This is a genomic window from uncultured Algibacter sp., assembly GCF_947487605.1.
GTDB lineage: Bacteria > Bacteroidota > Bacteroidia > Flavobacteriales > Flavobacteriaceae > Algibacter_D.
The window spans coordinates 112,870-138,835 of sequence record NZ_CANKXK010000004.1; the positions used below are offsets into that span (position 1 = coordinate 112,870).

At 32.2% G+C, this 25,966-nt stretch carries 21 protein-coding genes; 9 read left to right on the plus strand and 12 right to left on the minus strand.

The genetic code is table 11. From position 1 onward, the window contains the following. Window positions 1-133: 133 nt before the first annotated feature. On the plus strand, window positions 134-2,302 hold the full coding sequence (locus tag Q0739_RS06005; protein WP_298237804.1) for a SurA N-terminal domain-containing protein: 2,169 nt from the start codon (window positions 134-136) through the stop codon (window positions 2,300-2,302). A gap of 60 nt (window positions 2,303-2,362) precedes the next feature. Here the strand turns inward: Q0739_RS06005 and Q0739_RS06010 are convergent, their stop codons facing one another. Further along, window positions 2,363-3,304 carry a GYDIA family GHMP kinase gene (locus Q0739_RS06010; RefSeq protein WP_298237805.1) on the minus strand — a complete coding sequence of 314 codons (942 nt, stop codon included), beginning with the start codon at window positions 3,302-3,304 and terminating at the stop codon, window positions 2,363-2,365. Between the two features lies 1 nt (window position 3,305). Continuing rightward, on the minus strand, window positions 3,306-4,634 hold the full coding sequence (locus Q0739_RS06015; RefSeq protein WP_298237806.1) for a hydroxymethylglutaryl-CoA reductase, degradative: 1,329 nt from the start codon (window positions 4,632-4,634) through the stop codon (window positions 3,306-3,308). A gap of 237 nt (window positions 4,635-4,871) precedes the next feature. Here Q0739_RS06015 and Q0739_RS06020 point away from each other — a divergent pair, with 237 nt between their 5' ends. The 5 genes from Q0739_RS06020 to Q0739_RS06040 all read left to right on the plus strand — a co-directional run bounded on the left by Q0739_RS06020 (window position 4,872) and on the right by Q0739_RS06040 (window position 11,466). Then, entirely contained in the window at window positions 4,872-7,106 is a 2,235-nt protein-coding gene (locus Q0739_RS06020) for a S9 family peptidase (RefSeq protein WP_298237807.1), read from the plus strand. A gap of 23 nt (window positions 7,107-7,129) precedes the next feature. Then, the gene (locus Q0739_RS06025) at window positions 7,130-8,515 is read left to right on the plus strand and encodes a peptide MFS transporter (RefSeq protein WP_298237808.1); all 1,386 of its coding nucleotides are present in this window, start codon (window positions 7,130-7,132) and stop codon (window positions 8,513-8,515) included. 69 nt (window positions 8,516-8,584) lie between these two features. After that, the gene (locus Q0739_RS06030) at window positions 8,585-10,360 is read left to right on the plus strand and encodes a peptide MFS transporter (RefSeq protein WP_298237809.1); all 1,776 of its coding nucleotides are present in this window, start codon (window positions 8,585-8,587) and stop codon (window positions 10,358-10,360) included. 88 nt (window positions 10,361-10,448) lie between these two features. Then, window positions 10,449-10,913 (plus strand): thioredoxin family protein, encoded by a 465-nt coding sequence (locus Q0739_RS06035; protein ID WP_298237810.1) that lies wholly within the window; start codon window positions 10,449-10,451, stop codon window positions 10,911-10,913. A 4-nt stretch (window positions 10,914-10,917) separates the two neighbouring features. Next, entirely contained in the window at window positions 10,918-11,466 is a 549-nt protein-coding gene (locus Q0739_RS06040; protein ID WP_298237811.1) for a thioredoxin fold domain-containing protein, read from the plus strand. Between the two features lie 42 nt (window positions 11,467-11,508). Here Q0739_RS06040 and Q0739_RS06045 read toward each other — a convergent pair whose 3' ends face one another. The 5 genes from Q0739_RS06045 to surE are packed head-to-tail and all read right to left on the minus strand — an operon-like array spanning window position 11,509 to window position 16,297. Then, window positions 11,509-13,548 (minus strand): ComEC/Rec2 family competence protein, encoded by a 2,040-nt coding sequence (locus Q0739_RS06045; protein ID WP_298237812.1) that lies wholly within the window; start codon window positions 13,546-13,548, stop codon window positions 11,509-11,511. A gap of 23 nt (window positions 13,549-13,571) precedes the next feature. Next, window positions 13,572-14,108, minus strand: a complete 537-nt coding sequence (locus Q0739_RS06050) for a C40 family peptidase (RefSeq protein ID WP_298237813.1) — start codon at window positions 14,106-14,108, stop codon at window positions 13,572-13,574. Between the two features lie 7 nt (window positions 14,109-14,115). Further along, window positions 14,116-15,231: a lipid-A-disaccharide synthase gene (lpxB, locus tag Q0739_RS06055; protein WP_298237814.1), complete on the minus strand. Its 1,116-nt coding sequence runs from the start codon at window positions 15,229-15,231 to the stop codon at window positions 14,116-14,118. Continuing rightward, window positions 15,232-15,513 (minus strand): hypothetical protein, encoded by a 282-nt coding sequence (locus Q0739_RS06060; protein ID WP_298237815.1) that lies wholly within the window; start codon window positions 15,511-15,513, stop codon window positions 15,232-15,234. Window positions 15,514-15,526: 13 nt separating this feature from the next. Then, entirely contained in the window at window positions 15,527-16,297 is a 771-nt protein-coding gene (gene surE / locus Q0739_RS06065; protein WP_298237816.1) for a 5'/3'-nucleotidase SurE, read from the minus strand. Between the two features lie 175 nt (window positions 16,298-16,472). Here surE and Q0739_RS06070 point away from each other — a divergent pair, with 175 nt between their 5' ends. Both Q0739_RS06070 and Q0739_RS06075 read left to right on the plus strand, forming a co-directional pair. Continuing rightward, window positions 16,473-18,611 (plus strand): carboxy terminal-processing peptidase, encoded by a 2,139-nt coding sequence (locus Q0739_RS06070; RefSeq protein ID WP_298237973.1) that lies wholly within the window; start codon window positions 16,473-16,475, stop codon window positions 18,609-18,611. 8 nt (window positions 18,612-18,619) lie between these two features. Further along, a complete protein-coding gene (locus Q0739_RS06075; protein ID WP_298237817.1) occupies window positions 18,620-19,714 on the plus strand; it encodes an ABC transporter permease in 1,095 nt (364 codons plus the stop codon). A 13-nt stretch (window positions 19,715-19,727) separates the two neighbouring features. On the opposite strand, the gene Q0739_RS06080 is transcribed toward Q0739_RS06075, so the two are convergent. The 3 genes from Q0739_RS06080 to Q0739_RS06090 are packed head-to-tail and all read right to left on the minus strand — an operon-like array spanning window position 19,728 to window position 22,332. After that, window positions 19,728-20,603: a sterol desaturase family protein gene (locus tag Q0739_RS06080; protein ID WP_298237818.1), complete on the minus strand. Its 876-nt coding sequence runs from the start codon at window positions 20,601-20,603 to the stop codon at window positions 19,728-19,730. A gap of 34 nt (window positions 20,604-20,637) precedes the next feature. Then, on the minus strand, window positions 20,638-21,111 hold the full coding sequence (locus Q0739_RS06085; RefSeq protein WP_298237819.1) for a monoheme cytochrome C: 474 nt from the start codon (window positions 21,109-21,111) through the stop codon (window positions 20,638-20,640). Next, on the minus strand, window positions 21,112-22,332 hold the full coding sequence (locus Q0739_RS06090) for a sulfite oxidase (RefSeq protein ID WP_298237974.1): 1,221 nt from the start codon (window positions 22,330-22,332) through the stop codon (window positions 21,112-21,114). A 324-nt stretch (window positions 22,333-22,656) separates the two neighbouring features. On the opposite strand from Q0739_RS06090, the gene Q0739_RS06095 reads away from it, so the two are divergent. Next, entirely contained in the window at window positions 22,657-23,337 is a 681-nt protein-coding gene (locus tag Q0739_RS06095) for a hypothetical protein (protein ID WP_298237820.1), read from the plus strand. Window positions 23,338-23,447: 110 nt separating this feature from the next. On the opposite strand, the gene Q0739_RS06100 is transcribed toward Q0739_RS06095, so the two are convergent. Next, entirely contained in the window at window positions 23,448-25,265 is a 1,818-nt protein-coding gene (locus Q0739_RS06100; RefSeq protein WP_298237821.1) for a long-chain-acyl-CoA synthetase, read from the minus strand. Window positions 25,266-25,315: 50 nt separating this feature from the next. After that, window positions 25,316-25,921, minus strand: a complete 606-nt coding sequence (yihA, locus tag Q0739_RS06105) for a ribosome biogenesis GTP-binding protein YihA/YsxC (RefSeq protein ID WP_298237822.1) — start codon at window positions 25,919-25,921, stop codon at window positions 25,316-25,318. Between the last annotated feature and the right edge of the window lie 45 nt (window positions 25,922-25,966).

Consider the following 25,966-nt stretch of genomic DNA (forward strand, 5'->3'; position numbering starts at 1 on the left):
CAAAACCCAGTTAAGCCTTTTATTATTAAATAGAAAATGGTATTTTCGCGCACGATATTTTTGTCAAATCGTAATTTTTGACAAGTAAATTAACAAGCAATTTCCCTTTTGGAATATAAAATTTAAATGACAGATGGCAGTTTTAAATAAAATTAGACAACGTTCACTTTTTTTAATCTTAATTATAGCGTTAGCATTATTTTCTTTTGTGCTAGCAGATTTATTCAAAAACAGTGATGCTTTAACAGCAAAATCGCAAAATGTTGTCGCAACCATAAATGGAAAAGATGTTACTCGAGAAGATTTTTTACAAAAGGTAGAAGCAGCTCAAAGACAAGCTGGACCAAATGCTACAAGCACACAAGTTATGAACCGTGTATGGGATCAAGAAGTTAGAAAAGCGGTTATGGAAACGCAATATGATGCGTTAGGAATTTCTGTTGAGAAAGACCAAATGCGTGATATTTTAAAAACATCTTTAGCAACGAGACCAGAATTTTTAAACGAAGCAGGATTATTTGATGAAAATAAATTAAACGAGTTTATTGCGAATTTAAAAGATGTCTATCCGCAACCAGGTTTTTTTGGAGGACAACCATTGACTTATTCAGATTGGGTAAATTATGAAAAGCAATTAGCGTCAAGTACCTTAAGTCAAAATTATTTTAACTTGGTTAAAGCAGGTTTAACTGGGACTTTAGCTGAAGGCGAATTGGAGCATAAACTACAAGGAAATAAAGTAGATATTAAATATGTACAAATACCTTATTCTTCTATCCCAGATAGTACGGTAACTGTAGGTAAGTCTGATATTTCATCTTACATCAAAAAAAATAGTAAAAAATACGAAGTTGAAGCCTCTAGAGATATAAGATATGTTGACTTTAAAGAAGTAGCTACTGTTGAAGATGAAAATGCTATAAAAGCAGATCTTGAAACATATCTAAATGGTAGGTTAGTAGATGAAACAGGAAGAAAAGATACGATTGTAGCTTTTTCTAAAGTAAAAAATCATGCCGATTATATTAATTTAATTGCAGGTTCTACCGAGAAATTAAATGATCGTTTTGTGTTTAAGGCAAATTTACCTGCGGCACATGCTGATAGTATATTTAAATTAAATGTTGGTGAAGTTTACGGGCCATATAAAGATGCTGGAAGTTTTAAGTTGACAAAAGTTATAGAATTTAAAAAGATAGCAGATTCTGTTCAGTCAAGCCATATAATCGTACCATTCATTGGTTCTAGAGCAGCAACTGCAGAAACTAAAACAACAAAAGAAGAAGCACAGAAGATTGTTGATAGTATATTGCCTCTTGTAAAAAATAGTGAGTCAAAGTTTAACGAAGTTGCTAACGAAATTAATACAGATGGTACCAAAGGGAAAGACGGTAGTATCGGTTGGATTAGATATTCAACTTTTAATCCAGCTAGTTTTGATCCAGATTTTGCAGACTTTTTGTTTGAGAACAAAATTGGAAAGGTAGATGTAGTTTTAACACAATTTGGTTACCATATTATTAGAATAGATGACAAAAAAGCTGTCGAAAATGCTATAAAAATTGGTACGATTGCTAGAAAGATAGAGCCATCAGAAGCTACTATAAACAAAGTTTTTAGAGATGCTTCTAATTTCGAGATTAAAGTTGATAAAGAAGATTTTGAAGCAACAGCAACCGAAAGTAAATACACAGTACGTCCAATAAACGGTATTAAAGCTTTAGATGAGAATATTACGGGTATAGGCAACCAAAGAAGTATTGTACGTTGGGCTTTTGAAGATGCTTCGGAAGAAGGAGATATTAAACGTTTCAATATTCCTAACGGTTATGCTATTGTGCAATTAGTTGCAAAACATAAGGAAGGACTTATGTCTGTTGAAGATGCTTCTATTACAGCACTTCCAGCAATTCGTAAGGAGAAAAAGGCACAAATTATCAAGGATCGTATTTCTGCTACAACTCTCGAAGATGTAGCAGCTGTAGAAAACACTACCGCAAAATCTGCCTCGGCGCTTACAATGAAAACTCCAACTATTTCTGGAGCTGGACGTGAGCCATTAATTGTTGGAACAGCATTTGGACTAAAAGAAGGTGAGACTTCTAAGTTAATAGCAGGAGAAAATGGCGTATATATGGTTGAAGTAACTAAAGTGACTCCAGCAGTAGAATTAGATAACTATCAAGCTTCTGCAAATAGGGTAGCGCAACAAAAAGCAAGTGCAGTAAACACTAAAGTATTTGAAGCATTAAAAGATGCTGCAGATATTGAAGATAACAGAGCTGCTTCTCAAGTTCAATAGAGAAAAATTACAGTTCATATAAACATAAAAGAGCCTCATTAATGAGGCTCTTTTATGTTGTTATAATACCATATCCTTGTAAGGGATAATGGTATTGTACCCTTTATTTTTAAAATAGGAAGCTGGGTTTGCCTTTGAAGTAACTAATATGAAATCGCCTCCCCAAGCTCCTAAGCTTTTAATACCACCCTCAAAATCATTAAAAAAAAGGTCTTTGATGGGTTTTTGCTTTGTTAGTTTACCAATTATATTTTCGTGCTTCGTTATTAAATCTTCAAAAATTGCCAGAGAATTACAAGACGTTATTTGGTTGGTTATAGAATCAATTTCTGTAATAGCCGATTTCGAATTTTCTTTATTAGCGTGATAATGTTTAATGCCATCACGACTATTTTGTTTTCTGTTTAAATAAACAAAGAAGATATGTTCTTTAAATGAAGGGCGAAAATCAACTTCTTTAATATTTCTTTTTGCAAAATCATCTTTAGAGAGAAGCTGATACGATATAGGCATATTATGTTTAGCACATGCGATATCATATCCACTTCCACCAAAAGTTAATTCAAGTAGTTTGTAGGCATCGACCTTAGCCCATTGCGCGATATTATTTATTAAGGTAGAAGAAGTGCCAAGTCCCCAAGTTCTAGGGAAATCTAGTTTTGTAGTAACCTTATATCCGTTCTTTTTATTTAAGAAATTTGGGTTTAAAGCTTTAACGGTACTTAGAATTTGGATTAATCTATTTGAAACATCATTGTTAGGAACGCTTTGCTTAGCCTGCACTAAGCGCAGTTGAAGTGTAGTAATCTCATTAATAGAAATAGAACTCTCAAACCAAACCAAACCTTTTTCATCCAAACTTTCCCAAATTATTTTTGGGTCTTCTATAGTTTCAACTTTTAAAGATTGACCAAATTTAGTTGGAATTGCAAGAGATAAAGCACCATCTAGAACTGCGTATTCTCCAGTGAGTAATAATTTCCCGTTACTTCTGTAAAGCATATTATTTATCACTTACAACTCTTAACTTATTTATAGCTTCAACAACTGCACTATGTGTTACCGTATTTGTTTTAAAGTACTCGGTTAAGAGCTTTTTTTCGTCGTTACTTGCTTCAAACTGATTTAATATATTCATTAAATGCATTTTCATATGTCCTTGTTGAATACCAGTAGTTGTTAGAGATCGTATTGCTGCAAAATTTTGAGCTAAACCAGCAACCGCTACAATTTGCATGAGTTCTTTAGCTGATGGATGATGTAATAATTCTAATGATAATTTAACTAATGGATGCAATTTGGTTAACCCTCCAACGGTGCCAAGTGCCAAAGGAATTTCCATCCAGAAAGTAAAAATACCGTTTTCTATTTTTGCATGCGATAAACTGCTATAACGTCCTTTTCTTGCTGCATAGGCATGTACACCAGCTTCAATAGCTCTAAAGTCATTTCCTGTAGCTAAAACTACAGCGTCAATACCGTTCATAATGCCTTTATTATGTGTTACAGCACGGTATGGTTCTATTTCTGCAATATTAACAGCCTGAACAAACTTGGTAGCGAATTCTTCAGATGAAATAGCATTATTTTCATTCAAATCTTCGACCTTACAATTAACTTCTACACGAACTAAGCAATCGGGAACATAGTTCGATAATATGCTCATTATAATTTCAATGTGCTTTTCGTCTTCTGTAAAAGAAGTAAAATTTAAAGCTTCAGTTTTAAAAGTCTTAGCGAACTGCTCTAAACAAGAATTTATAAAGTTGGCACCCATGGCATCTAATGTTTCAAAAGAAGTATGGAGTTGGTAGTAACCGTCTATATTTTCTGTTTTATCGCGTAATTCAATATCTAATATCCCACCACCTCGCGATTCCATATTTTTTGTAAGATCTTTAGAATCGCTTAAAAGTTTTGGTTTTACTTCCTTGAAGAAGGATTGTAGCTTGCTAAAATCACCTTTAAAAATAAAATGTACTTGACCTATTTTAGTTGTAGAAATCACCTTTGTTTTAAAACCACCTCTATCTAACCAAAATTTAGCCGCTTTACTCGCAGCAGCAACAACAGAGCTTTCTTCAATTGCCATTGGAATAGTATAAAGCTTGTTGTTTATAAGGAAATTAGGAGCTACACCTAATGGTAAATAGTAATTAGTAATGGTGTTTTCTATAAACTCATCATGCAATTGTTGCACCTTTTGGTTGGTATTCCAGTACTGTTTTAAAATATTTCTTGCTTCTTCCGAATCTGAGAAATAGGTGTTAACAATCCAGTCTATTTTTTTTTCTTTAGACAATTTAGAAAAACCAGCAATAGATTTACTCATAAAATTAGTTTATACTGCAAAGATAAGACACTTGGTATGAATATTGAATATCTTGTTTTAGCAAGTTATTTAAGTGTTAATAATTACGGTTTTTTGCAGAATTTTTAGTAAACTTGACATCATTTTGTGAAATAAACACATTTTTTGGCGAAATGCCCTATATTCATTATTTAATTTAAGGATTTTGACTTGCTAACATCTTATATTCAATCATTTAAAAACAGTAGATATCTACAAATGAAATACTTAAATATTTCCCTTATTATTTGCCTTTTTATTTCCACATTAGTATCGGCACAAACAAAAGAAATTAGTTTAGAAGAAATTTGGAATGGAAATTTTAGAACTGAAAGTATGGACGTGTTACACTCCATGAATAACGGTCAGCAATATTCAGTTTTAAATTTTGATAGAACCTCAAGGAGCACATCAATTGAGATTTATGATTACAAAACATTAGAAAAAGTAAAAACTCTAGTTAGTTCTGCTAATCTTGATGCTTTGCCGTATTTTACAGACTATACATTTAGTAAGGATGAGCAAAAAGTAATTTTGGCAATTAATGAAGCATCTATTTTCCGTCGTTCTGTATTAGGTAATTACTATGTTTATAACGTAAGTGATAAGACACTCGAGTTAATTTCGGAAGATAAAATTCAAGAGCCTACCTTTTCACCAGATGGCACTAAAGTGGCATTTGCTAAAGCAAATAATTTATATGTTAAAGATTTAAATTCTGGAGAAACACTTCAATTTACTTTTGATGGCAAAAAAAATGAAATAATTAATGGTATTACCGATTGGGTTTATGAAGAAGAATTTGCTTTTGTTAGAGCTTTTGATTGGAATGCAGATAGCAACAAAATAGCCTTCATAAGATTTGATGAAACTAACGTGCCAGAATTCTCTATGGATGTTTATGGTACAGGATTGTATCAAAGCCAGCAGGTATTCAAATACCCTAAGGCAGGAGAAGCTAATTCTTTGGTGTCACTTCATCTTTATAATCTTGATACTAAAAATACTAATGAAGTAAAGGTTAGTAAAACGTACAACGACTTTTATATCCCACGCATTCAATGGACTAATAATCCAGATGTTTTGAGTGCGCATTACATGAACAGACATCAAAATGAATTGGATTTGTGGATGATTAACGCCAAAACAAACACATCTAATTTAGTGCTTGCAGAAAAAGACAACGCATATATAGATGTAACAGATAATTTAACATTTTTGAAAGATAATAGCTTTATCTGGACAAGTGAAAAAGATGGATATAATCATATTTATCATTACGATAAAAATGGTAAACTCATAAATCAAGTTACAAAAGGCAATTGGGAAGTAACTAATTATTATGGTTATGATGAAAACACGAATAAAATATTTTATCAATCTGTAGAAAATGGCTCTATAAATCGAGATGTGTATTCCATTAAGCTCAACGGTAGAAACAAACAAAGATTAACTAAGAGTGAGGGGACTAATGGTGCATCATTTAGTGCAGATTTCTCATATTTCATAAATACATTTTCTAATGCTTCAACACCACCTGAATATTCTTTAAATAGTGCGGCATCAGGAAATCTTATAAAAAGTATAAAAGACAACGATGTATTGTCTCAAAAACTCTCAAATTATAAAACATCGAAAAAAGAATTCAGTACCATACATGTTAATGGAAACGATTTAAATATGTGGACAATTAAACCTGCAGATTTTAATAGCTCTAAAAAGTATCCTCTATTAATGTTTCAATATTCAGGACCAGGATCTCAAAAAGTAGTTAACAGATGGAATGGTCCAAACGATTATTGGTTTCAGCATTTGGCACAAGAAGGGTATGTAATTGTTTGTATAGATGGTAGAGGTACTGGATTTAAAGGTGCTGAATTTAAAAAAGTGACTCAAAACGAATTAGGTAAATATGAAGTAGAAGACCAAATTACTGCAGCAAAACAATTAGGAGAATTATCTTATATTGATGCTAGCCGAATAGGGATTTGGGGGTGGAGTTATGGAGGTTTTATGAGTAGCAATTGTTTGTTTAAAGGTAATGATGTTTTCAAAATGGCAATAGCCGTGGCACCAGTAACAAGTTGGCGCTTTTATGATACTATTTACACAGAGCGATATATGACCACGCCTCAAGAGAATGCAAGTGGTTATGATGATAATTCACCTATAAATCATGTTGATAAGTTGAAAGGAGATTTTCTTTTAGTACATGGTTCTGCAGACGATAACGTACATTTACAAAATACAATGCGATTAGCAGAGGCCTTAATTCAAGCAGATAAGCCTTTTGATTGGGCTGTGTATCCCGATGATAATCATAGTATTTATGGTGGTAATACAAGGTTGCATTTATATAAAAAAATGACAAGGTTTATACATGATAAACTAGGTGATAAAAGAGATGAAGATGAGAAAATTGAAGTAGAAGAAAAAGTAAAAATTAAAGGATAGAATACTAACTAACAATTATATATATGGCAAATTCAGCTACAATTAAACAAAAAGAATTATTTGGACATCCAGTAGGTCTATATGTCCTGTTTTTTACAGAGATGTGGGAACGCTTTTCTTATTATGGTATGCGCGCTATTTTAGTGCTTTACTTGGTGCAAACTACCTCTGATGTGAACGCAGGATTAGGATGGTCTAATGGAGAAGCTTTAGCACTTTATGGTTGGTATACTATGTTAGTTTATGTGATGTCGATTCCTGGAGGTTGGATTGCAGATAAATTTTTAGGTCAGAAGAAATCTGTTCTCTACGGCGGAATAATCTTAGTTGCTGGACATAGTATTTTAGCTGTTGAACAAATGTGGGCTTTTTATACTGGTTTGGCTTTAATTATAGTTGGAGTGGGGATGCTTAAACCAAATATATCTACTATGGTAGGGGGGTTATATAAGCAAGGAGATATTCGAAGAGATAAAGGGTTTACTATTTTTTATATTGGTATCAATATAGGGGCATTTTTATCAAGTTTAATTGTTGGTTATGTGGGAGAAGTACATGGATGGCATTATGGTTTTGGATTAGCAGGCATAGGAATGACATTAGGGTTAATCCAGTATGTTATTGGACAAAAGCATTTAAAACATGTAGGCAATTTTTTAGGTGCTTCGCAAAGTACAGAAGACAAGGAGCTGATGAGTAGACCTTTAACAAAAATAGAAAAGGATCGTGTCGTTGTTTTATTTATATCATTTTTATTAGTAATTGTTTTTTGGGGTGCATTTGAGCAAGCAGGAGGTTTAATGAACATATATGCTAAAGAGAATACAAATAGAATGCTACTGGGCTGGGAAGTACCTGCGTCTTGGTTCCAATCATTAAATGCCATGTTTATAATTTTCCTCGGAACATCGGTGGCATTATATTGGGCAAATAGAAAATTGAAAGGAAAAGTATCAACTTCTTTATTTAAAATGATTGTTGGATTAATTATTATGGGAACCGGATTTTTCTTTATGTCTGCTGCTGCATCAGAATTTAATAATGCAGGTTCGTCGGCTATGTATTGGTTAGTGTTAGCATACTTGTTTCACACAGTGGGAGAATTATGTATTTCTCCAGTTGCATTATCTTATATCACCAAGCTTGCTCCAGTTAAGTATGCTTCTTTAATGATGGGTGTTTATTTTGCGATGACTGGGTTTGGAAATAAACTTGCAGGATTATTAGGAGAATCGGCTGAAGGTTTAGGGGAGTTGACTGTTTTTACTGGAATAGCTGTTTTTTGTGTTCTTTTTGGAATTTTAGTTATGTTGTTTAGAAAGAAATTGGAAATTTTAACTCATGGAGCTGAAGATAATGAAAGAACAATGCATGAGGAGGCTGAAGGCTTCGAATTAGCAGATAATTAATGAAACTGTAATATAAACCTCATAATACTTTTATGAGGTTTTTCTTTTTTAAAATTTAATACTCATAATATGGCAGAAAACGCAACCGATCATTTTTTTAAGGATAAAGTCTTAGGACATCCATCTGGTTTATTTGTACTATTCTTTACCGAAATGTGGGAGCGCTTTTCCTATTATGGAATGCGTGCTATTTTAGTCATATTCTTAACTGGTGCACTTATTGGTGATAACCCTGGGTGGGAATGGACGTCAGAAGCCGCCTTATCTCTTTTAGGGACTTATGCAATGCTCGTATATCTAACACCTTTAGTTGGAGGTTGGTTGGCCGATAATAAAATTGGCTACAGAATGGCTGTAGTTATTGGCGCATTGTTAATGACTTTAGGACATGCTTCAATGGCTGTAGAAACACCAACCTTTTTATATATTGGGATTGCTTTTTTGATAGTTGGAAATGGCTTTTTTAAACCTAACATGACATCCATAATTTCTAAAATGTATGAAGGTCATGACGAGAAAAAGGATGGCGCATATAATATTTTTTATATGGGCGTAAATGCTGGGGCTTTTATAGGGATAATGCTTTGCGGTTGGGTTGGAGAGAAAATAGGTTGGAGTTATGGTTTTGGTCTTGCTGGAATATTTATGCTTTTAGGGATGCTTCAGTTTTATTATGCACAAGCACTCTTTGGTAATATTGGTGATAAGCCTAAGAATGAGGATGTCGATTTAATAGACGATTTAACCAATAATTCTAGAGAAATTTCAAGCAATGATGTAAAGCTAAATAGGTTTTTAACAATTGATTATTTGCTTATAGGAGTCTTTATTATTTCAGCAATGATTTTTATAATTAATGACCCCTTAAGTAAAATTGGGAATATTTACACTTTTAACTTTACAGTTGCAGGAATGACAGATTCCTTGTTTTTTGCATTATTAGCAGCGATAACTTTTGTTTTACTTCTTATAGTTAGAATACCAAGGTATATACCAATAGAGAGAGATAGAATGATAGCTTTTTCAATATTTTGTCTTTTTACTATATTTTTCTGGGCTGCATTTGAGCAAGCAGCAGGTTCTTTACCAATATATACAAGAGATTATACGAATAGAATTTTGGAAGGAGGTGCAGCAACGACGTTTAAAATTGTTGATCTAATAGTTACGGTAGTGCCGCTTTGTGTTATTACTTATGTGTTGTTTAGTTTATTTAGAAAGACATTTAACAGAATTGGTTTATCAAATATTATTCTTGGGTTTAGTTTTGTTATTGTTTGGGCTATTGTTTTATATAAACTATATATTGAATTTCATTCTACCGAAACAGAAGTTCCAATTACTTGGTTTGCAATATTGAACTCACTTTTTATTATAATGTTTGCACCACTATTTACTAAGTGGTGGGATAGTAAATATAATCCGCCAGCTTCTGTGAAATATTTTTTAGGACTTGCCCTTTTAGGGGTTGGATTTGGCTTTTTAGCATTTGGCGCTAAGGATGTGCCTCTTGGTGCTGAAACTGCAAGCCTAAGTATGGCGTGGTTAGTATTCGCTTATTTATTCCATACGCTAGGTGAGATGTGTTTAAGTCCCATGGGGCTTTCTTATTTAAGTAAACTAGTTCCAGGTCGTATGGTTGCATTTATGTTTGGTGTATATTATTTAGCTATCGCAATTGGTAACAAATTGGCGCACTATGTTGGCGGAGATATTGAAAAGATTACTAGCGAACATGGTCTTTCATTTTTCTTTTTGATTTTTACGTTTATACCAATAGGTTTAGGGCTTGTATCTTTATTACTTCACCCATTACTTAAAAAACTCATGCATGGTGTTCGTTAATCGAATAAATAGTTAAAATTAACTCAAAAAGCTCCTGTTTAGGAGCTTTTTTTGTAAGTTCGGAATAGCTTTTGCAACATAAACGATTATGAAGAAGATATTATTTACATTTTTATTATTGGTTAGTGCTTACCATTTTAGCACAGCTCAAGAAGTAATTTGGCATACAGATATGACCAAAGCTTCCGAAATTGCTATAAATGAAAACAAGCCAGTACTCATGTTTTTTACTGGTTCAGATTGGTGTGGTTGGTGTAAAAGATTGCAACGCGAAGTATTACTTACTAAAGATTTTGAAGCTTGGGCAAAAGACAATGTAGTGCTTATGGAATTAGATTTTCCAAGAAGAACACCTCAAGAGCAATCGGTAAAAGTTCAAAATTATCAATTACAAAAAATATTTAATGTTAGAGGGTATCCAAAAATCTTTTTTGTGAATCCAGAAAAGAAGCCAGATGGTAAAATGAATTTAAATAGCCTTGGTAGTACGGGCTATGTTCGTGGTGGTACTCAAGAATGGTTAGCGGTCGCTAATAACATTATTAAAAATTAAGGCTATGAAAAGAATCATATATTTACTGGTAACATGCTGCTTTATTAGTATGAATTTAGTTGCTCAAGAGATTAATTGGGTGACATTAGATGAGGCAGTTGCGCTTCAAAAGAAAACACCTAAAAAAATAATGATAGATGTTTACACGAATTGGTGTGGACCTTGTAAAATGCTTGATAAAAATACGTTCCATAATAAAGATGTGGTAGACTATGTAAACAAACATTATTATGCGGTTAAGTTTAACGGCGAAGGTAATGATGTCGTTACTTTTGATGGAAAGACTTTTGAAAATCCAAACTATAACCCAGCAAATGCCAATAGACGAAATTCGGCTCATCAATTAACAAGCTATTTTCAGGTTAGTGCCTATCCAACCATTGTGTTTATTGATGAAAAAGGAAAAGTGATTGCGCCTATACGAGGGTATCAAAAGCCTCAAGATTTAGAGCTATATTTAAAATTGTTTAAAGATAACGATTATAAAGATATGGATACGCAAGCAAAATTTACAGCTTATGCTAAAGCGTTTCAACCTGCATTTAAAGGGTAAATTTGTTGCTTTGTACGCAATCGATTGGTTATCTAAATCGAACTAATAATTTATAATAAACGCTCCCTTTTTATTAGTATGATGAAAAGGCAGTTTCTTTTTTTTGCAAATAATTTTCCACTGTTCTATATAAGATTTGTAGTTGCTGCCATCTGCAATAATTTGTTTTGGTTGTAAAGAATCTATCACACGATTCAAATTAATTTTAGGCGATTGTCTTAATAATACATAGTCTGGTTTAAAAGATTTTAAATTGTAAATACCTAGACTATCTATAACTAGAATTTTTTTATCATTCAATACATAAAAAGGCTTTAATGTGTCTTTCTGAATTGTTTTTGTATGACTTTCTACCGCGTAAATTTTAATTATTTTATTTGCTGATGCTGTAATGGTATCAAAATCATGAGCTACGGTTATCCTATTATTAGTAACATGTCCAATAAGGCTATGTCTACTTTTATGAAATATAATAAAGGTATTTGAAGGTTTATTGTATTTAGTTAAAATAAATGCAAATTGAAGCAATAAGATTGAAATTAAAAGGAATCTCAAATTAAAATAATTTCGTTTTATATAAAGGCGTACTATGGAAATTATCAAAATATAACTTGTAATAACATATAAGAGATTAAATGATATGTCTTTAATTAGAAAGTAATCTTGACTAGAAACCCAAGCAATAAATCGATTCATTTTACTAATAATATTTCCATAAAATTCTGCTAAAAAATTTGGTAACAAGTTGATGGATGCCATTACTATAATAAGTAATCCTAGTCCTAAAATGATTCCGAGAACGGGAATAATAACCAAGTTAGAAATGAAGAATAAACTAGGAAATTGATGAAAATAAAATATGCTAATAGGTATTATGCCAAATTGCGCCGATATAGTAACTGTTAGTGTATGCCATAATTTATCAATAATCCAATATTTGCTTTTCCATAAATTGTATAACAGCGGGTCGATGGCAACAATTGAAAAAACAGCTAAATAGCTTAGTTGAAAGCCAACATCAAATAAAAACAAGGGTTTAAATAACAGTATTACAAAAATTGAAATAGCTAACGTGTTGTAAATGTTTGTAGGTCGCTTTAAATTTATAGCTAAAGCTACAATACTAAACATAGTCACTGCTCTTGTAACCGAAGCAGATAATCCAGCTATTACAGCAAAAGCCCAAAGAATAGAAACAAGTAAAATTATTTTTATTGAACGCCCATGTTTTAAGTGCTCGATAGGTTTTAAAACAAAACTTAGTATGAGTAAAATAATACCAATATGAAGACCAGATACAGCCAAAATATGAATAGCTCCAGCATTGGTATAATTGGTGTAAACCTCTTTACTTATATTTTGTCGTTGACCGAGTAAAAGGGCATTTATAATTGCAAGTTCGTCGGGTTGAAAAGGATACGTTTTTAATTTAAAATTAATGTGTCTTCTAATATTATCTGCAATTCCAAATAGTGTTTTACTTTGGGTATCTGTTTTTAAAAGGGAGTTTCTTTGGGCAAAAGATTGGTGGTAGATGTATTGTTTATCTAAATAGTTTTTATAATCGAATTGATAAGGGTTTAATGGATGAATTAAATCCTTAAATTGTGATTTACTTATGTAGATTTCATCGACGCTTAAAGGAGTTTTTAATGAGTCCTTAGCGACGTTTAACAAAGATTTTCCGCTAGTTGGTATGTTGTTAATTTCTAAGACATCAACAATGTATTTATCATAATAATTACCAGATTTAAGCACTTCCCTAATTCGAATAGCGATTTGTTGGGCTGAGTCGTTTTCAACATCAAGATAATTAGAATAATGGTTGGAGAAGTTTTTTTGATTATGAAAGTTTACAGTTAAGATGCCGAAACAAATCATAATTAGGTAGGCTAACATACCAAACCAAATTGTTTTTATAAACTGTTTTCTAGCTAGTAAATATGAAATAAGTAATAAGGAAAATAGTGCAAGTGTAACGTATAAAGTCTTTTCCCATGGAATTGCAAATGAATACCCAATGAGGATGCCAATTATGAGACAAACCGTTAGTTTTACTATGGTAAAATTCAATAAGCGCATGACGCGCTAATATAAGAAATATCTTATAAAATACGACGTGCTTCAGTAAAGCTAGACTTCCAATAATCTTCATTCAAAGAAGAAATAATAACGCCTTTTGAAGTTGTAGAATGAATAAAGTAAATAGCATTGTTTTTTATTGCTATTACTAAGCCTACATGGTTAATAATATTTCTTCTATTTTTTCCTGTTTTAAAAAATAATAAATCTCCTTTTTTTGTTTCCTTTAATTTGATTTTGGTTCCTTTTTTAGCCATATCTCTTGATATCCTTGGGAGATATATATTATGGCTTTTAAAAGTTTCAAACACTAAACCAGAGCAATCCATTCCAGATTTATCTGTGCCACCCCATCTATATCTTACACCTTCGAATGTTTTAGCATAGTCAATAATTTGTTCTTCCAATGATGTTATTTTAGAAGTTTCAGTTGTTCTACTTTTTGAAACATTTCTAGTAGCTGACTTTTTGGTAATTACTTTTGAATTTCTGCCTTTTTTAGAAGATTTACAACTGCTATAACTAGCTATTATAAGAAGTAAAATTAAAATTTTTCGCATTGTTAAGTTAATCTCGAAGAGAGTTAAAAATTAAACGAGCAGTTTTTTTACTAGCACCTTTTCCGCCAAGTTTTTTTTCTAATTCATAATAATTTATAAAGAATTTTGTACGCTCGTAAGGGTCTAGAATAATGTCTAGTTCGTTTTTTAGTTGCTTGGTGTTAAAGTCATTTTGGATGAGCTCGGTAACTACCTTCTTATCCATTATTAAGTTTACTAAAGAGATATATTTTAAGGTGATAATGCGTTTAGCAATTTGGTACGAAATATTACTCCCTTTATAACAAACAACCTGAGGTACTTTAAATAAAGCGGTTTCTAAAGTTGCAGTACCAGATGTTACTATAGCTGCCGAAGAAACACTTAGCAAGTCGTAGGTTTTGTTAGGTACAAATCTAATATTCTGTTTATTTATAAATGTTTTGTAAAATTCATATTCTTGACTCGGTGCCCCTGCAATAACAAATTGATAATTAGGGTAATCATCAACCAAACTTAACATGACCGAAAGGGTTTTTTTTATTTCTTGTTTTCGGCTGCCAGGTAAAAGGGCAATTATGGGTTTGTCGTTAAGTAAATAATCATTTCTAAATTCAAATTCATCAACTTGAGTCCTATCTGCTATGGCATCAATTAAGGGGTGTCCAACAAAGGTAACATCGTAATTAAATTTACTTTTATAAAATTCTTTTTCAAAAGGTAAAATTACATACATAGCATCAATATCTCTTTTTATTGCATGCACCCTTTTAGCACGAGATGCCCAAACCTGTGGAGAAATATAGTAATTTGTTTTATAGCCTTTTTGTTTTGCCCACTTGGCAATACGCAAATTAAATCCAGAGTTATCAATAAAAATCAAGACATCGGGAGAAAAGCTTTCAATGTCTTGTTTGCAAAGAGAAATATCTTTAAAAATCTTTGAAAGATTCATAATCACTTCTATAAAACCCATAAAAGAACGCTCTTTATAGTGTTTTACGAGTGCGCCCCCAACAGCATGCATTAAATCACCACCCCAAAACCTGAAATTAGCGTTTACATCTTCTTTCTGTAAAGCTTTCATAAGGTTTGAGCCATGTAAATCGCCAGATGCTTCTCCAGCAATGATATAATACTTCATTTAGAAGAGTTTAAAAACAAATGTAAAAACAGCAATAAAAACAGTAATTAACAGAACGCCTCTTGCTCGATAATCTTGCTTCTTTTTAATAAAAACAAAAAAAGCAATAAGGTTTAGTATAGCGCCAAGACTTATTAGTTTTCCTAGAAAACCTTCATTAGATGCAGCTTCGATAACTTTTAAAAAATCATCTCCCTGTCCCAACAATGTTGCAGCTAAAAACAGACCGATAGCATTGGCAATAAAACCAACAAATACACCAACAAATATTTCTTTTTTCATTTATACTAAATCTTTATAAATCCCAATTTTTCAATTCTTTAATTACGCCGTGTGCTGTTAAATCAAACTGAACAGGAACCAATGAAACATAGCCATTTTCTAACGCCCATTCATCGGTGTCCTTGCCACCATCTAAATTAACAAATTTTCCAGAAAGCCAATAATAATCTTTTCCTTGTGGATTTACGCGTTTGTCAAACTCTTCAACCCAATTAGCTTTTGCCTGTCTACAAACCTTAATGCCTTTTATTTCTTTTTTAGGAATATCTGGGATATTAACGTTAAGTACAATCCCATTTGGTAATCCTTGTTTCAATACATTTTCGGTTATGGTCTTAACAAAAGATTCGCATGCCTCAAAATTAGCCTGCCATTTATAATTAAGTAAAGAAAAACCAATGGCGGGAATACCTTCGATGCCTGCTTCAAGAGCAGCACTCATGGTGCCAGAATAAATAACATTTATAGATGAATTTGACCCATGGTTAATACCCGAAACACATAAATCGGGTTTTCTATCTAATAATTCTCTAATAGCAAGTTTTACACAATCTGCTGGAGTACCAGAGCAACTGTATTCTTTTAAAGCCCCATGCTTATAATTTACTTGTTCGACATAAAGAGTAGAATCTAAAGTTATGGCATGTCCCATGCCGCTTTGAGGACTATCTGGAGCAACCACCACAACATCACCAATCGTTTTCATAACGGCTATTAAAGTCCGAATGCCTGGAGCATTAATACCATCGTCGTTAGTAACCAGAATTAAGGGTTTTTTTGTCATATTGGTGTAATTATGGCATCGCTAAAATACATAATTTACTCTGCAAACGCTTATTTTCTTTGGTTTAACAAAAAATTAGTAGCAATTAGCTTTATTGGCATAGTTTTTTCTTTATTTTAGTAGAAAATATGCATTGTTTCTTAAGAAATATGAAAAGTAACAGATGAAAAAAATTATGAAGAGGAATTATAAAGTTTTGTTATTAGTCTTGCTATTAGCATTCGCATCATGCAGTTTTACAGCCAAAACATTTGATGACCCAGATAAAGATAAATTATTAATTCGTGTTATAACGTATGTGTTGCAACAAGGGCATTTCGATCCTATAGATATGAATGATGAGTTTTCAGCCGATTTGTATGCAGATTATATTGAAACTATTGACCCAGTAAAGCGTTATTTCTATGAATCGGATATTAAGGATTTCGAAAAATTCAAATTTACATTAGACGATCAACTTAAAGCACACGATATCACATTTTTTAATGTAGTACATGAACGAATGTTGAAACGTATTGAAGAAGCTAAAGAAATATATACCGATGTATTAGCAAACCCATTTGATTATACTATTGATGAAGAGTTCGATACGAACTATGAAAACATGACGTTTGTTAAAAATAAAAAGCAAATGAAAGAGCGTTGGAGAAAACAACTTAAGTTTTCTACACTAACAAACTACGACGATGTATATACAGAAGAAAATAGAGCCAAAGAAAGAGACCCATCTTATGTTGTAAAAACCGATACTGAAATAGAAAAAGAAGCACGTGAGGCTACCCTTAAATCTATTGATATATATTTTAATGATAATATAGACGACTTAAAACGTGAAGATTGGTTTGCAATATATGTAAATGCAATTGTTGAAGAATTCGACCCACACACCTATTATTTAGCACCAAAAGGAAAAGAAGATTTCGATCAACGCATGTCAGGAAAACTTGAAGGAATTGGAGCTAGATTAACCAAACGTATGGATAATATTAAAATAGTAGAATTAATTTCTGGTGGTCCAGCTTGGAGAAGCAAAGAATTAGAAGTAGAAGACATTATTTTAAAAGTTAAACAAGAGGATGAAGAGTTTCCTGTTAATATTGTTGGCATGCGCATAAACGACGCCATAAAATATATTAAAGGGCCAAAGGGTACTAAAGTAACCTTAACCATTAAAAAAATTGACGGCACTATTAAAGATGTGGATATTGTTCGAGATATTGTTGAACTAGGAGAAACCTATGCAAAAGCGTCATTGGTAGAAAAAAACAACAAGAAATTTGGAGTCATTAATTTACCTAAGTTTTATGTAGATTTTAATGATTATAAAAAATTAAATGCTGCTAAAGATGTTAAGCTAGAAATAGAACGCTTGAAGGCAGAAGGAATGGAAGGCTTGGTTTTAGACCTCCGTAATAATGGTGGTGGGTCATTACCAGCAGTTGTTGATATGGCGGGATTATTTATAAAAGATGGACCTGTTGTTCAGGTACGTTCTACAGGAGAATCTAAAGAAGTTTTAAAAGATCGAGATAAATCTATTACATGGGACGGGCCCTTGGTTATTTTAGTTAATGAAATATCGGCTTCAGCTTCCGAAATTATGGCAGCTGCAATGCAGGATTATAAAAGAGCTATTGTTATTGGTAGTAAACAGACTTATGGTAAAGGAACTGTCCAAAATGTATTAAATCTTAATAATTTAGTAAGAAACAATTCCAATGGCGATTTAGGAGCATTAGCTTTAACAACACAAAAATATTATAGAATTAATGGTGGTTCTGTACAATTAGAAGGTGTTAAAAGTGATGTAAAAGTTCCTGGCCGATTTAGTTTTATTGATGTAGGTGAAAAGGATAAAGATAATCCACTACCTTATGATGTTATTGATCCAGCCGATTATACAGTATGGGATAATTATTTTGATTACGACCAAACTATTAAAAATAGTGCTGAGCGTATGAGTAGTAATGAGCAATTAAAACTTATTGAAGAAAACGCTAAATGGGTGAAAAGTAAAATTGATGATACCGTGTTTTCATTAAACTATAATAAATACAAGACGAAGCTAGATTTAAATGAAGAAGAGGCAAAACGTTTTGATGCTTTGTCTGATTATAAAACCAATTTGACCTTTGAGCCTTTAGAGTACGAAAAGCAGCTTTTCGCATCAGACACTACAGATCTAAAAGAAAAGCGTGAGCGTTGGTATACAAGCCTTAGTCAAGATGTTTATATAGAAGAAGCTTTGAATGTTCTTGAGGATTTACGAATGTCTCAGGGTATAAAAAAAGTAGCTTCTTCAGTTAAGGACTAGTAAAATATATGAGTCATAAATCTCACTCACTAAAACAATTAGCGCTCCAAAAGTTCAAAAAGAACAGTTGGGGCGTTTTTAGTTTTTACTTTATTCTTCTAGTTGGGTTTATATCTGTCTTTGCTTATGTATTAGCACCCGACAATTCTATGCATGCCAATCAAATGCATTTGTCTATTCATTCTAAAAAACCTGGGTTTAAGGTACAGATGTTAACCATCCCTTCTCAGATTAACAATGAACAATCATATTTGTTAAAAGTGTTTTTTGGAGAAAAAAATACAAACACCGAGATCCCTGTTTCTAATATTGAAGTTCAAGGAAGTGAATTATTTTACACAGAATATGCTTCTGATGGTCTTGAAGGTGTTTCAAAGCAAATACCATTAAAATCATTTCCAGAGGGAAACTATGAAGCATTTATAAACAATAAAACGTTTCTTTTTGGTACAGATAAATATGGGCGAGATCTGTTAAGTCGTATTTTAGTAGGTGCTAGAATATCATTCTTTATTGGTTTTGTTGCGGTATTTATTTCTTTGATTATAGGAATTTTTATGGGAAGTATAGCTGGATATTTTGGTGGAAAAGTAGATGCCCTTATTATGTGGATTATAAATGTTACGTGGTCAATTCCAACTTTATTACTAGTAATAGCCATAACATTAGCTTTAGGTAAGGGGTTTTGGCAAGTGTTTATTGCTGTTGGTTTAACTATGTGGGTTGAGGTTGCTAGGGTAGTGCGTGGACAAATAATAAGTGCTAAGGAAATGCAATATGTAACAGCCGCAAGAGCTTTAGGCTTTAACGATTTTAGAATCATTACCAAGCATATTTTACCTAATATAATGGCACCAGTTATTGTAATTTCGGCAGCAAATTTTGCAGCAGCAATTTTAATTGAAAGTGGACTTAGCTTCTTAGGTATAGGAGCGCAACCCCCTATGGCAAGTTGGGGTGCTATGATTAAAGATCACTACAATTATATTATTCTTGGAAAACCTTATCTAGCAATTATTCCAGGTCTTTGTATTATGAGTTTGGTAATGGCATTTATGCTTATTGGTAATGCCCTAAGGGATGCTTTGGATGTAAAAAGCTAATCTTTTATAAAAATTATTTTTGCCCTTTTTTAAAACCATACATGTTTTGATGAATAAAATTTTTTGGAAATTTGTCATCACCTTTAAAACCTATTTCTATAGTACCACTATCTTCAGGAATGTAATTTGTTTTAAATATATAATCCCAAAGACTTAAACTAATGCCATAATTTACACCATATTTCCCTTTAGGAAGTACATAGGCATGGTGGTATAAATGCATTACAGGGTTGTTAAAAATATACTTAAGTGGCCCCCATGTTATTTTAATATTCGCATGGTTTAAATGGCCAATAGCAATGGTTATAAAATGAATAATATAAGCTTGTTCGGGTTCAAAACCACCAATTAGCATGACACCAAAAGTTTTTAGTGGCTTATATAGAATATTTTCCATCCAATGGTATCTTAAATGAGCTGCAAATCCCATTTCTTTTACGCTATGGTGTACTTTATGGAATTTCCATAAGAAAGGATATTTATGTAATAATACATGAGTGAACCATTGTACAAAATCAAGAATAATAAAGAATACTAATAATTGGATCCACATGGGCCATAATGAAATATCAAACAGCGCAAAAGTTTTGACGGTTATATTTATATCTGTAAAGAGCAGTCCAAGAATTTTGTAAACACCACTAATAACAATTGAGAAGATGAAAAAATTGAAAAACATATAAAATCCATCTAACCAGAAGTCTTTTCTAATGATAGATTGTTCTTTTCTCCATGGAAATGCAATCTCTAAAATCCATACAAAAAGTGAAATTGCGATAAGTCCCCAAAAATAATTTGTGTACCATGGCACCTCAAAGATTATTGATTTCCATGTCCAACTTAATGTGCCATTGAAAGCACTAATAAAAGCGTCTAAATATTTTTCCATGATTATTTTTTTAACTATTAAACTAATTTCAATTTTATTCTTTTAACTCGTACCAATTTATATTTTGTAAAGGCGCTCTTCTGCCTATATCTTTTGGAGGATAATTTGTAACTAAATAATTGACTATAACCTCTTGATTTTTTCCTAAATCCCAAAGGTTTTGGGTTTCTTGCATCCATTTAATAGTTGTATTCCAGCGTTCGGTGGTCATTCTATTCTGAATAATTAATTTTGATGAATGACAGTTGGTACAATTATTTACTACGGTCATTAATCCCTCGTCGTCAATTAATCCAGTCCTTAAATGAATACCATTTTCTATTCTATCTTCATCTTCATCTATAGGGATATTAATTGTAATATTAGATTCTGTATTATTGTTAAAAAAACTGGGATTAATAGTATAATATACAATCAATCCACCTGTTAACAAAAACAGGCTAAAAAGTACAAATATTAATAGAATTACTTTTTTAATGAGTTTTTTGTAACCTTCTTCTTTAGACATTTAATTTACTTTTACAGCAATTCTATGACAAGCATTATTTAAGTACCCTTTAGGATTCCATCCAGGTAAAAGCATAGGTTGCGCTTTTTCATTTGTATCAGTAGCTTTTGCCCATATTTCATAGTATCCTTTTTTAGGAAAGCTAACCGATGCATTAAAGTGTTGCCATGCCAACCTGTTTGAAGGTTTTTCAATTGTACATGATTTCCAAGTAGATCCAAAATCTATTGAGTATTCCATTTTAGCAACTTCTAATTCTCCAGCCCAAGCATGTCCACGAATATTTAAAGAGCGACCTTCTTTTATTATAGCACCAGATTTTGGATAAGTAATTAACGATTTAACAGGCATAGATTCGATAATACACATGTCTTTATCTTTTACCTTCTCTCCAGGTGCAACAGGATTACAGGGGATTCTATAAGCATCACCTGTCATTTTTGTACCATCATGTACTTTGTCTCTTATGCTAATTCTATTCACCCACTTTCCAGAAACCGAAGCTGGCCAACCTCCAGCGACTAAACGTAAAGGGTAACCATGTATTAAGGGAATATCTTCGCCGTTCATTTTAAATGCTAATAAAGTTTCATCTTGAAGCGCTTTTTGCATAGGGCAACCTCTTGAAATAGGTTCTTTAGTTGGGTCTTGACTTAAATGTACGTCTACTCCATGAAAACCTATATAAACTGCATTTTTTTTAATACCAGCATCATTTAAAACATCTCTTAGACGTACACCTGTCCAGGAAGCACAATGAACAGCACCAACTGTCCATTGATTACCTTTTGCTGTTGGATTGAACTCACTTCGTCCATTACCGCCACATTCAATGGTTAATTGATAAGTGTATTGTTTAAATTTTGATTTTAACTCAGCTAAAGTGTATGTTTTATTTTTTTTAACCGATTCTCCATCAATGGTGAGTGTCCATTTTTTAGCATCAATACCTTCGGGTACTAAACCATTATTTCGAATAAACATACAGGAGTTTGGTGTAATTTTGTCATCTAGTAAGTGTGCTTGTGCTTCAATATTCCAAGGTTTATCATTTAACACAATCATGTCTTTGTGTTTGTTGAATAGTTTAAAAGGATCTGGATTTTGTATGGCTACAGGGGTGTAACCTTCCAGTAAATTTGATCCAAAAATAATGTCTGCACCAATAAGTGTTGCAAATGAGCTTAATGTTGCTTTATTAATAAAATCTCTTCTTTTCAAAATGATTAAATTATAGGTTCTTAAAAGAAAATCTGTGTAAATTACAATTTCTAAAACTTTCGGTTTGTTACTAATGTTACAGTAACTATGCGACATAGTTAAGAATTTAATTGATAACTAATATTGGTTGATTTGTCTAGTTCTGACAATGATATTAGTTAGTTTAAAAAATTGTCTTGAAATTGATGGATATTAGTTTAATCTATTATTAAAAATAATATTTTTTATATAATTATTAATACAAATTTTCCTTTGTGTAACTAATGTTACAAGAAAGCGTTTATAGTGTTAGTAATTTACATAACTACAGCAAAACTATATATTATGAAAAAAGATTTTGAAACAAAATTTACTGGTTGGGTCTTTATAGTTGCTACGATATTATTATGGGGAGGATGGGCGCTTTCACCGCACCATATAGGAGAATATATTGTAGCATCAGATTTTAGTGTTATTAGTGAGGATTTATGGTATTGGATTTGGATGTATCGTTTTCATATTTTTGGATGGGTAACTATGGCAATTTCTATGTTTGCATTGGTGTCTATCACAGCAAGAAAACCGTATCGCGTGTTAATGCTTCCTGGTGCAGGTATGGTTATTGTTGGGACTTTTACTATTGCTATAGCGGCTGCGTATTTTTATAACTACGGCGCTTGGGGTGTTGGGCAAACGGCTGGCAAATCTCCAGATGAAATTCAGGAGTTTATGGATGGCATCCTATTTACTAATCAATATGTAACCTGTTTTGTGCGTTTTGGTCGAATTTTTTCAGGTGTAGGTTTGGTTTTATTGGGCTACGGTTTTATAAAATGGAACATAGTAGGTAAATGGTTGGGTTGGTTTACACTTTTGTTAGGCTTTGTGGCTATGGGAATTATTCTGTCTATACCAGATAATTTCGAAATATACAAACCTGTATTTCATGTTAAGTCACTTTGGTTGTTAGCTATGGGTGTTTCGATATTGCGAAATGGTATTAATATTCCAGAAAGGGTTTCTTAGACTTTAAATTAAGTTTTAGTTTTAATCCAGCAAGGTTATTAAAATCTTGTTGGGTTGTTTAATTTTTATATTTCTAAAACTATTCTTTGTCTGCTTTCCTTAGAATTAAATTAAAAAATATGATTCCCTTTATGGATCTCTTTTAAAAGACTTTTGTTCATCAAAACATAGTTTTTGTTTTTTGGTAACTTTACGTAAACAACATCGTTACAGTTGAAGCCTTCCTTTTTTAGATCGTATTTTTTAATTTTATGTGTATGTGTTAAATTAATTTCTTCTTTTAGCCTTATAAAAATTGGAACTGCATATTTTGGAAGTTCTTTGTAAAGGTGTTTCGCCATCGCATCAATATCAAAATCTAAATTATTGTTTACTACAATAGTTGCCATTCCAGCTCTACCATCGTTATTTGGTATTTCAACACCATAAACGGCACACATTTCAACTGAGTCTAATTGGCTTATAATTCCCTCCACTTCTGCGGTAGCAACATTTTCTCCTTTCCATCGAAACGTGTCTCCAATTCTGTCTATAAACCTTGCATGCCTATATCCCATGTCTTGTAATAGGTCGCCACTATTAAACCATTTATCATTAGGCTTAAAAACATTATAAAGAATTTTATCTTCATTTCTTTTTTTATTAACATAACCTTCGAAGACGGCAGTTTCGGTTATTTCAGAAATTAATAAACCAACCTCTCCTTTTTTTACTGGAATAAGAAAACCATTTGAATCTTTAATTGGTGAATCATTCTCAATATCATATTTTATAATTTTGAATTTTGTCGCGCACCACCCAAGAGTGGAATCAAAATTAAGTGTATTGGTAAACCCAACATTTCCATCGGCAGCACCATAAAACTCGTATATGTTTTTAATTTGAAAGCGATCCTTAAACTCATCCCAAATATCGGGTCTAAGCCCATTTCCCATAATTTTTTTTATTCGATGATTTTTTTCTGAATTAGAAGTTGGTGCATTCAACAAATAGCGACACAACTCACCAATGTAAATAAATGCCGAAACATTATATTTTTTTACATCTGTCCAGAATTGACTAACCGAAAATTTTCTTCTCATTACCATAGTACAAGAAGCTGCTAGGGCAGTAGGCCAACCAACTATAAGCGCATTGGTATGATAAAAAGGAAGCGGAACATACATAACATCATCCTTATTGAGATTCATATTTACTTTCCCAAACCAATAATACGTCATTAACCACCTTTTATTTGTTTGTCGCGAAGCTTTGGGTAAACCGGTGGTACCGGATGTAAACACATAGGCATAAACTTGGTTTGCTTTTATGTGCTTAGTAGTAATTGGATTTTCTGCATTTATGTTTTCTAGTTCGTTTTTTAAATTTATGTAATTATTGGGGCAACTTTTTATCTGTTTATCACTAATCCAATAATATTTGTTTTCTAGAGGTTTTGTGAGTGTATTTTTTACGTTCTCGAAGAATGGAATTAGTTCTTCACCTATAAAAAAGTATTTTGATTTTGCTAGCTCTAACGAATGTATCAGTGTCTTTTCACGATGGTTGGGGTTAATAAGTGAAGCAATAGCTCCTATTTTTGCACAAGCAGAAATTAAAAATAAAAGCTCTGGCCTGTTTTCTAAAAAAGAGATTACTATATCATCCCTTTTTACGCCTTCTTGTAGCAGAAAGTTCGCATATTTATTAACAATCTTATTAAATTCTAAATTAGTGTAACTCTGTTCTTCATACTTAAGAGCTATTAAATTAGGCTTTTCAATAGCTTTAGATTCAATAATTCTCCCAATAGATTGGTTGCTATTTGAGTTGATTGATTTAGCCTTTTTTATATACTTAATAATTCTTGGTAACTGTGGTGTAAGCAAAAATAGCTTTAAAGCAAGTTTGGGTAGTTTGATTGTTTTGTTAGATGAAGTTTTTGGCATTTATTGAAACCTTCAATTATGAATTAATAAAGATAATCATTAAATTAAATTTATTCTAACTCCATATTCCCATTCAATCCATCAATATATTGAAGTACATCGTCTTTCCCAATACCATTTGAAGATGAAGTAATAAAGTAATTGGGCATTTCTTCCCAAGTCTCTAAAAGGGTTGTTTTGTAATCTGCAATATGATTTTCAATAGCTTTTGGTTTTAGCTTATCAGCTTTTGTGAAAATTATAGAAAATGGGATGCCATGTTCTCCTAGCCACTGCATAAATTCTAAATCTATGGGTTGTGCGTTATGTCTAATATCTACTAAAACAAAGGCAGTAACTAGTTGTTCTCGTAAAGCAAAATATTGAGTAATAAATTTTTGAAACACTTTTTTAGCACTTTTTGAAACTCTTGCATATCCGTAACCAGGTAAATCTACTAAATGCCAATTTTTATTAATTAAAAAGTGATTTATAAGTTGTGTTTTTCCGGGTCTTCCAGAGGTTTTTGCTAAACTCTTTCGGCTAGTTAGCATATTTATTAATGAGGATTTACCAACATTACTTCTCCCTATAAAAGCATACTCTGGTAATCTGCTTTTCGGACATTTTGCAACATCAGAATTACTTACAATAAACTCAGCCGACTTAATTTTCATATTTTGTCATTCTCTTGAAGCCGAGAACGTTTTTAATTGAACTTC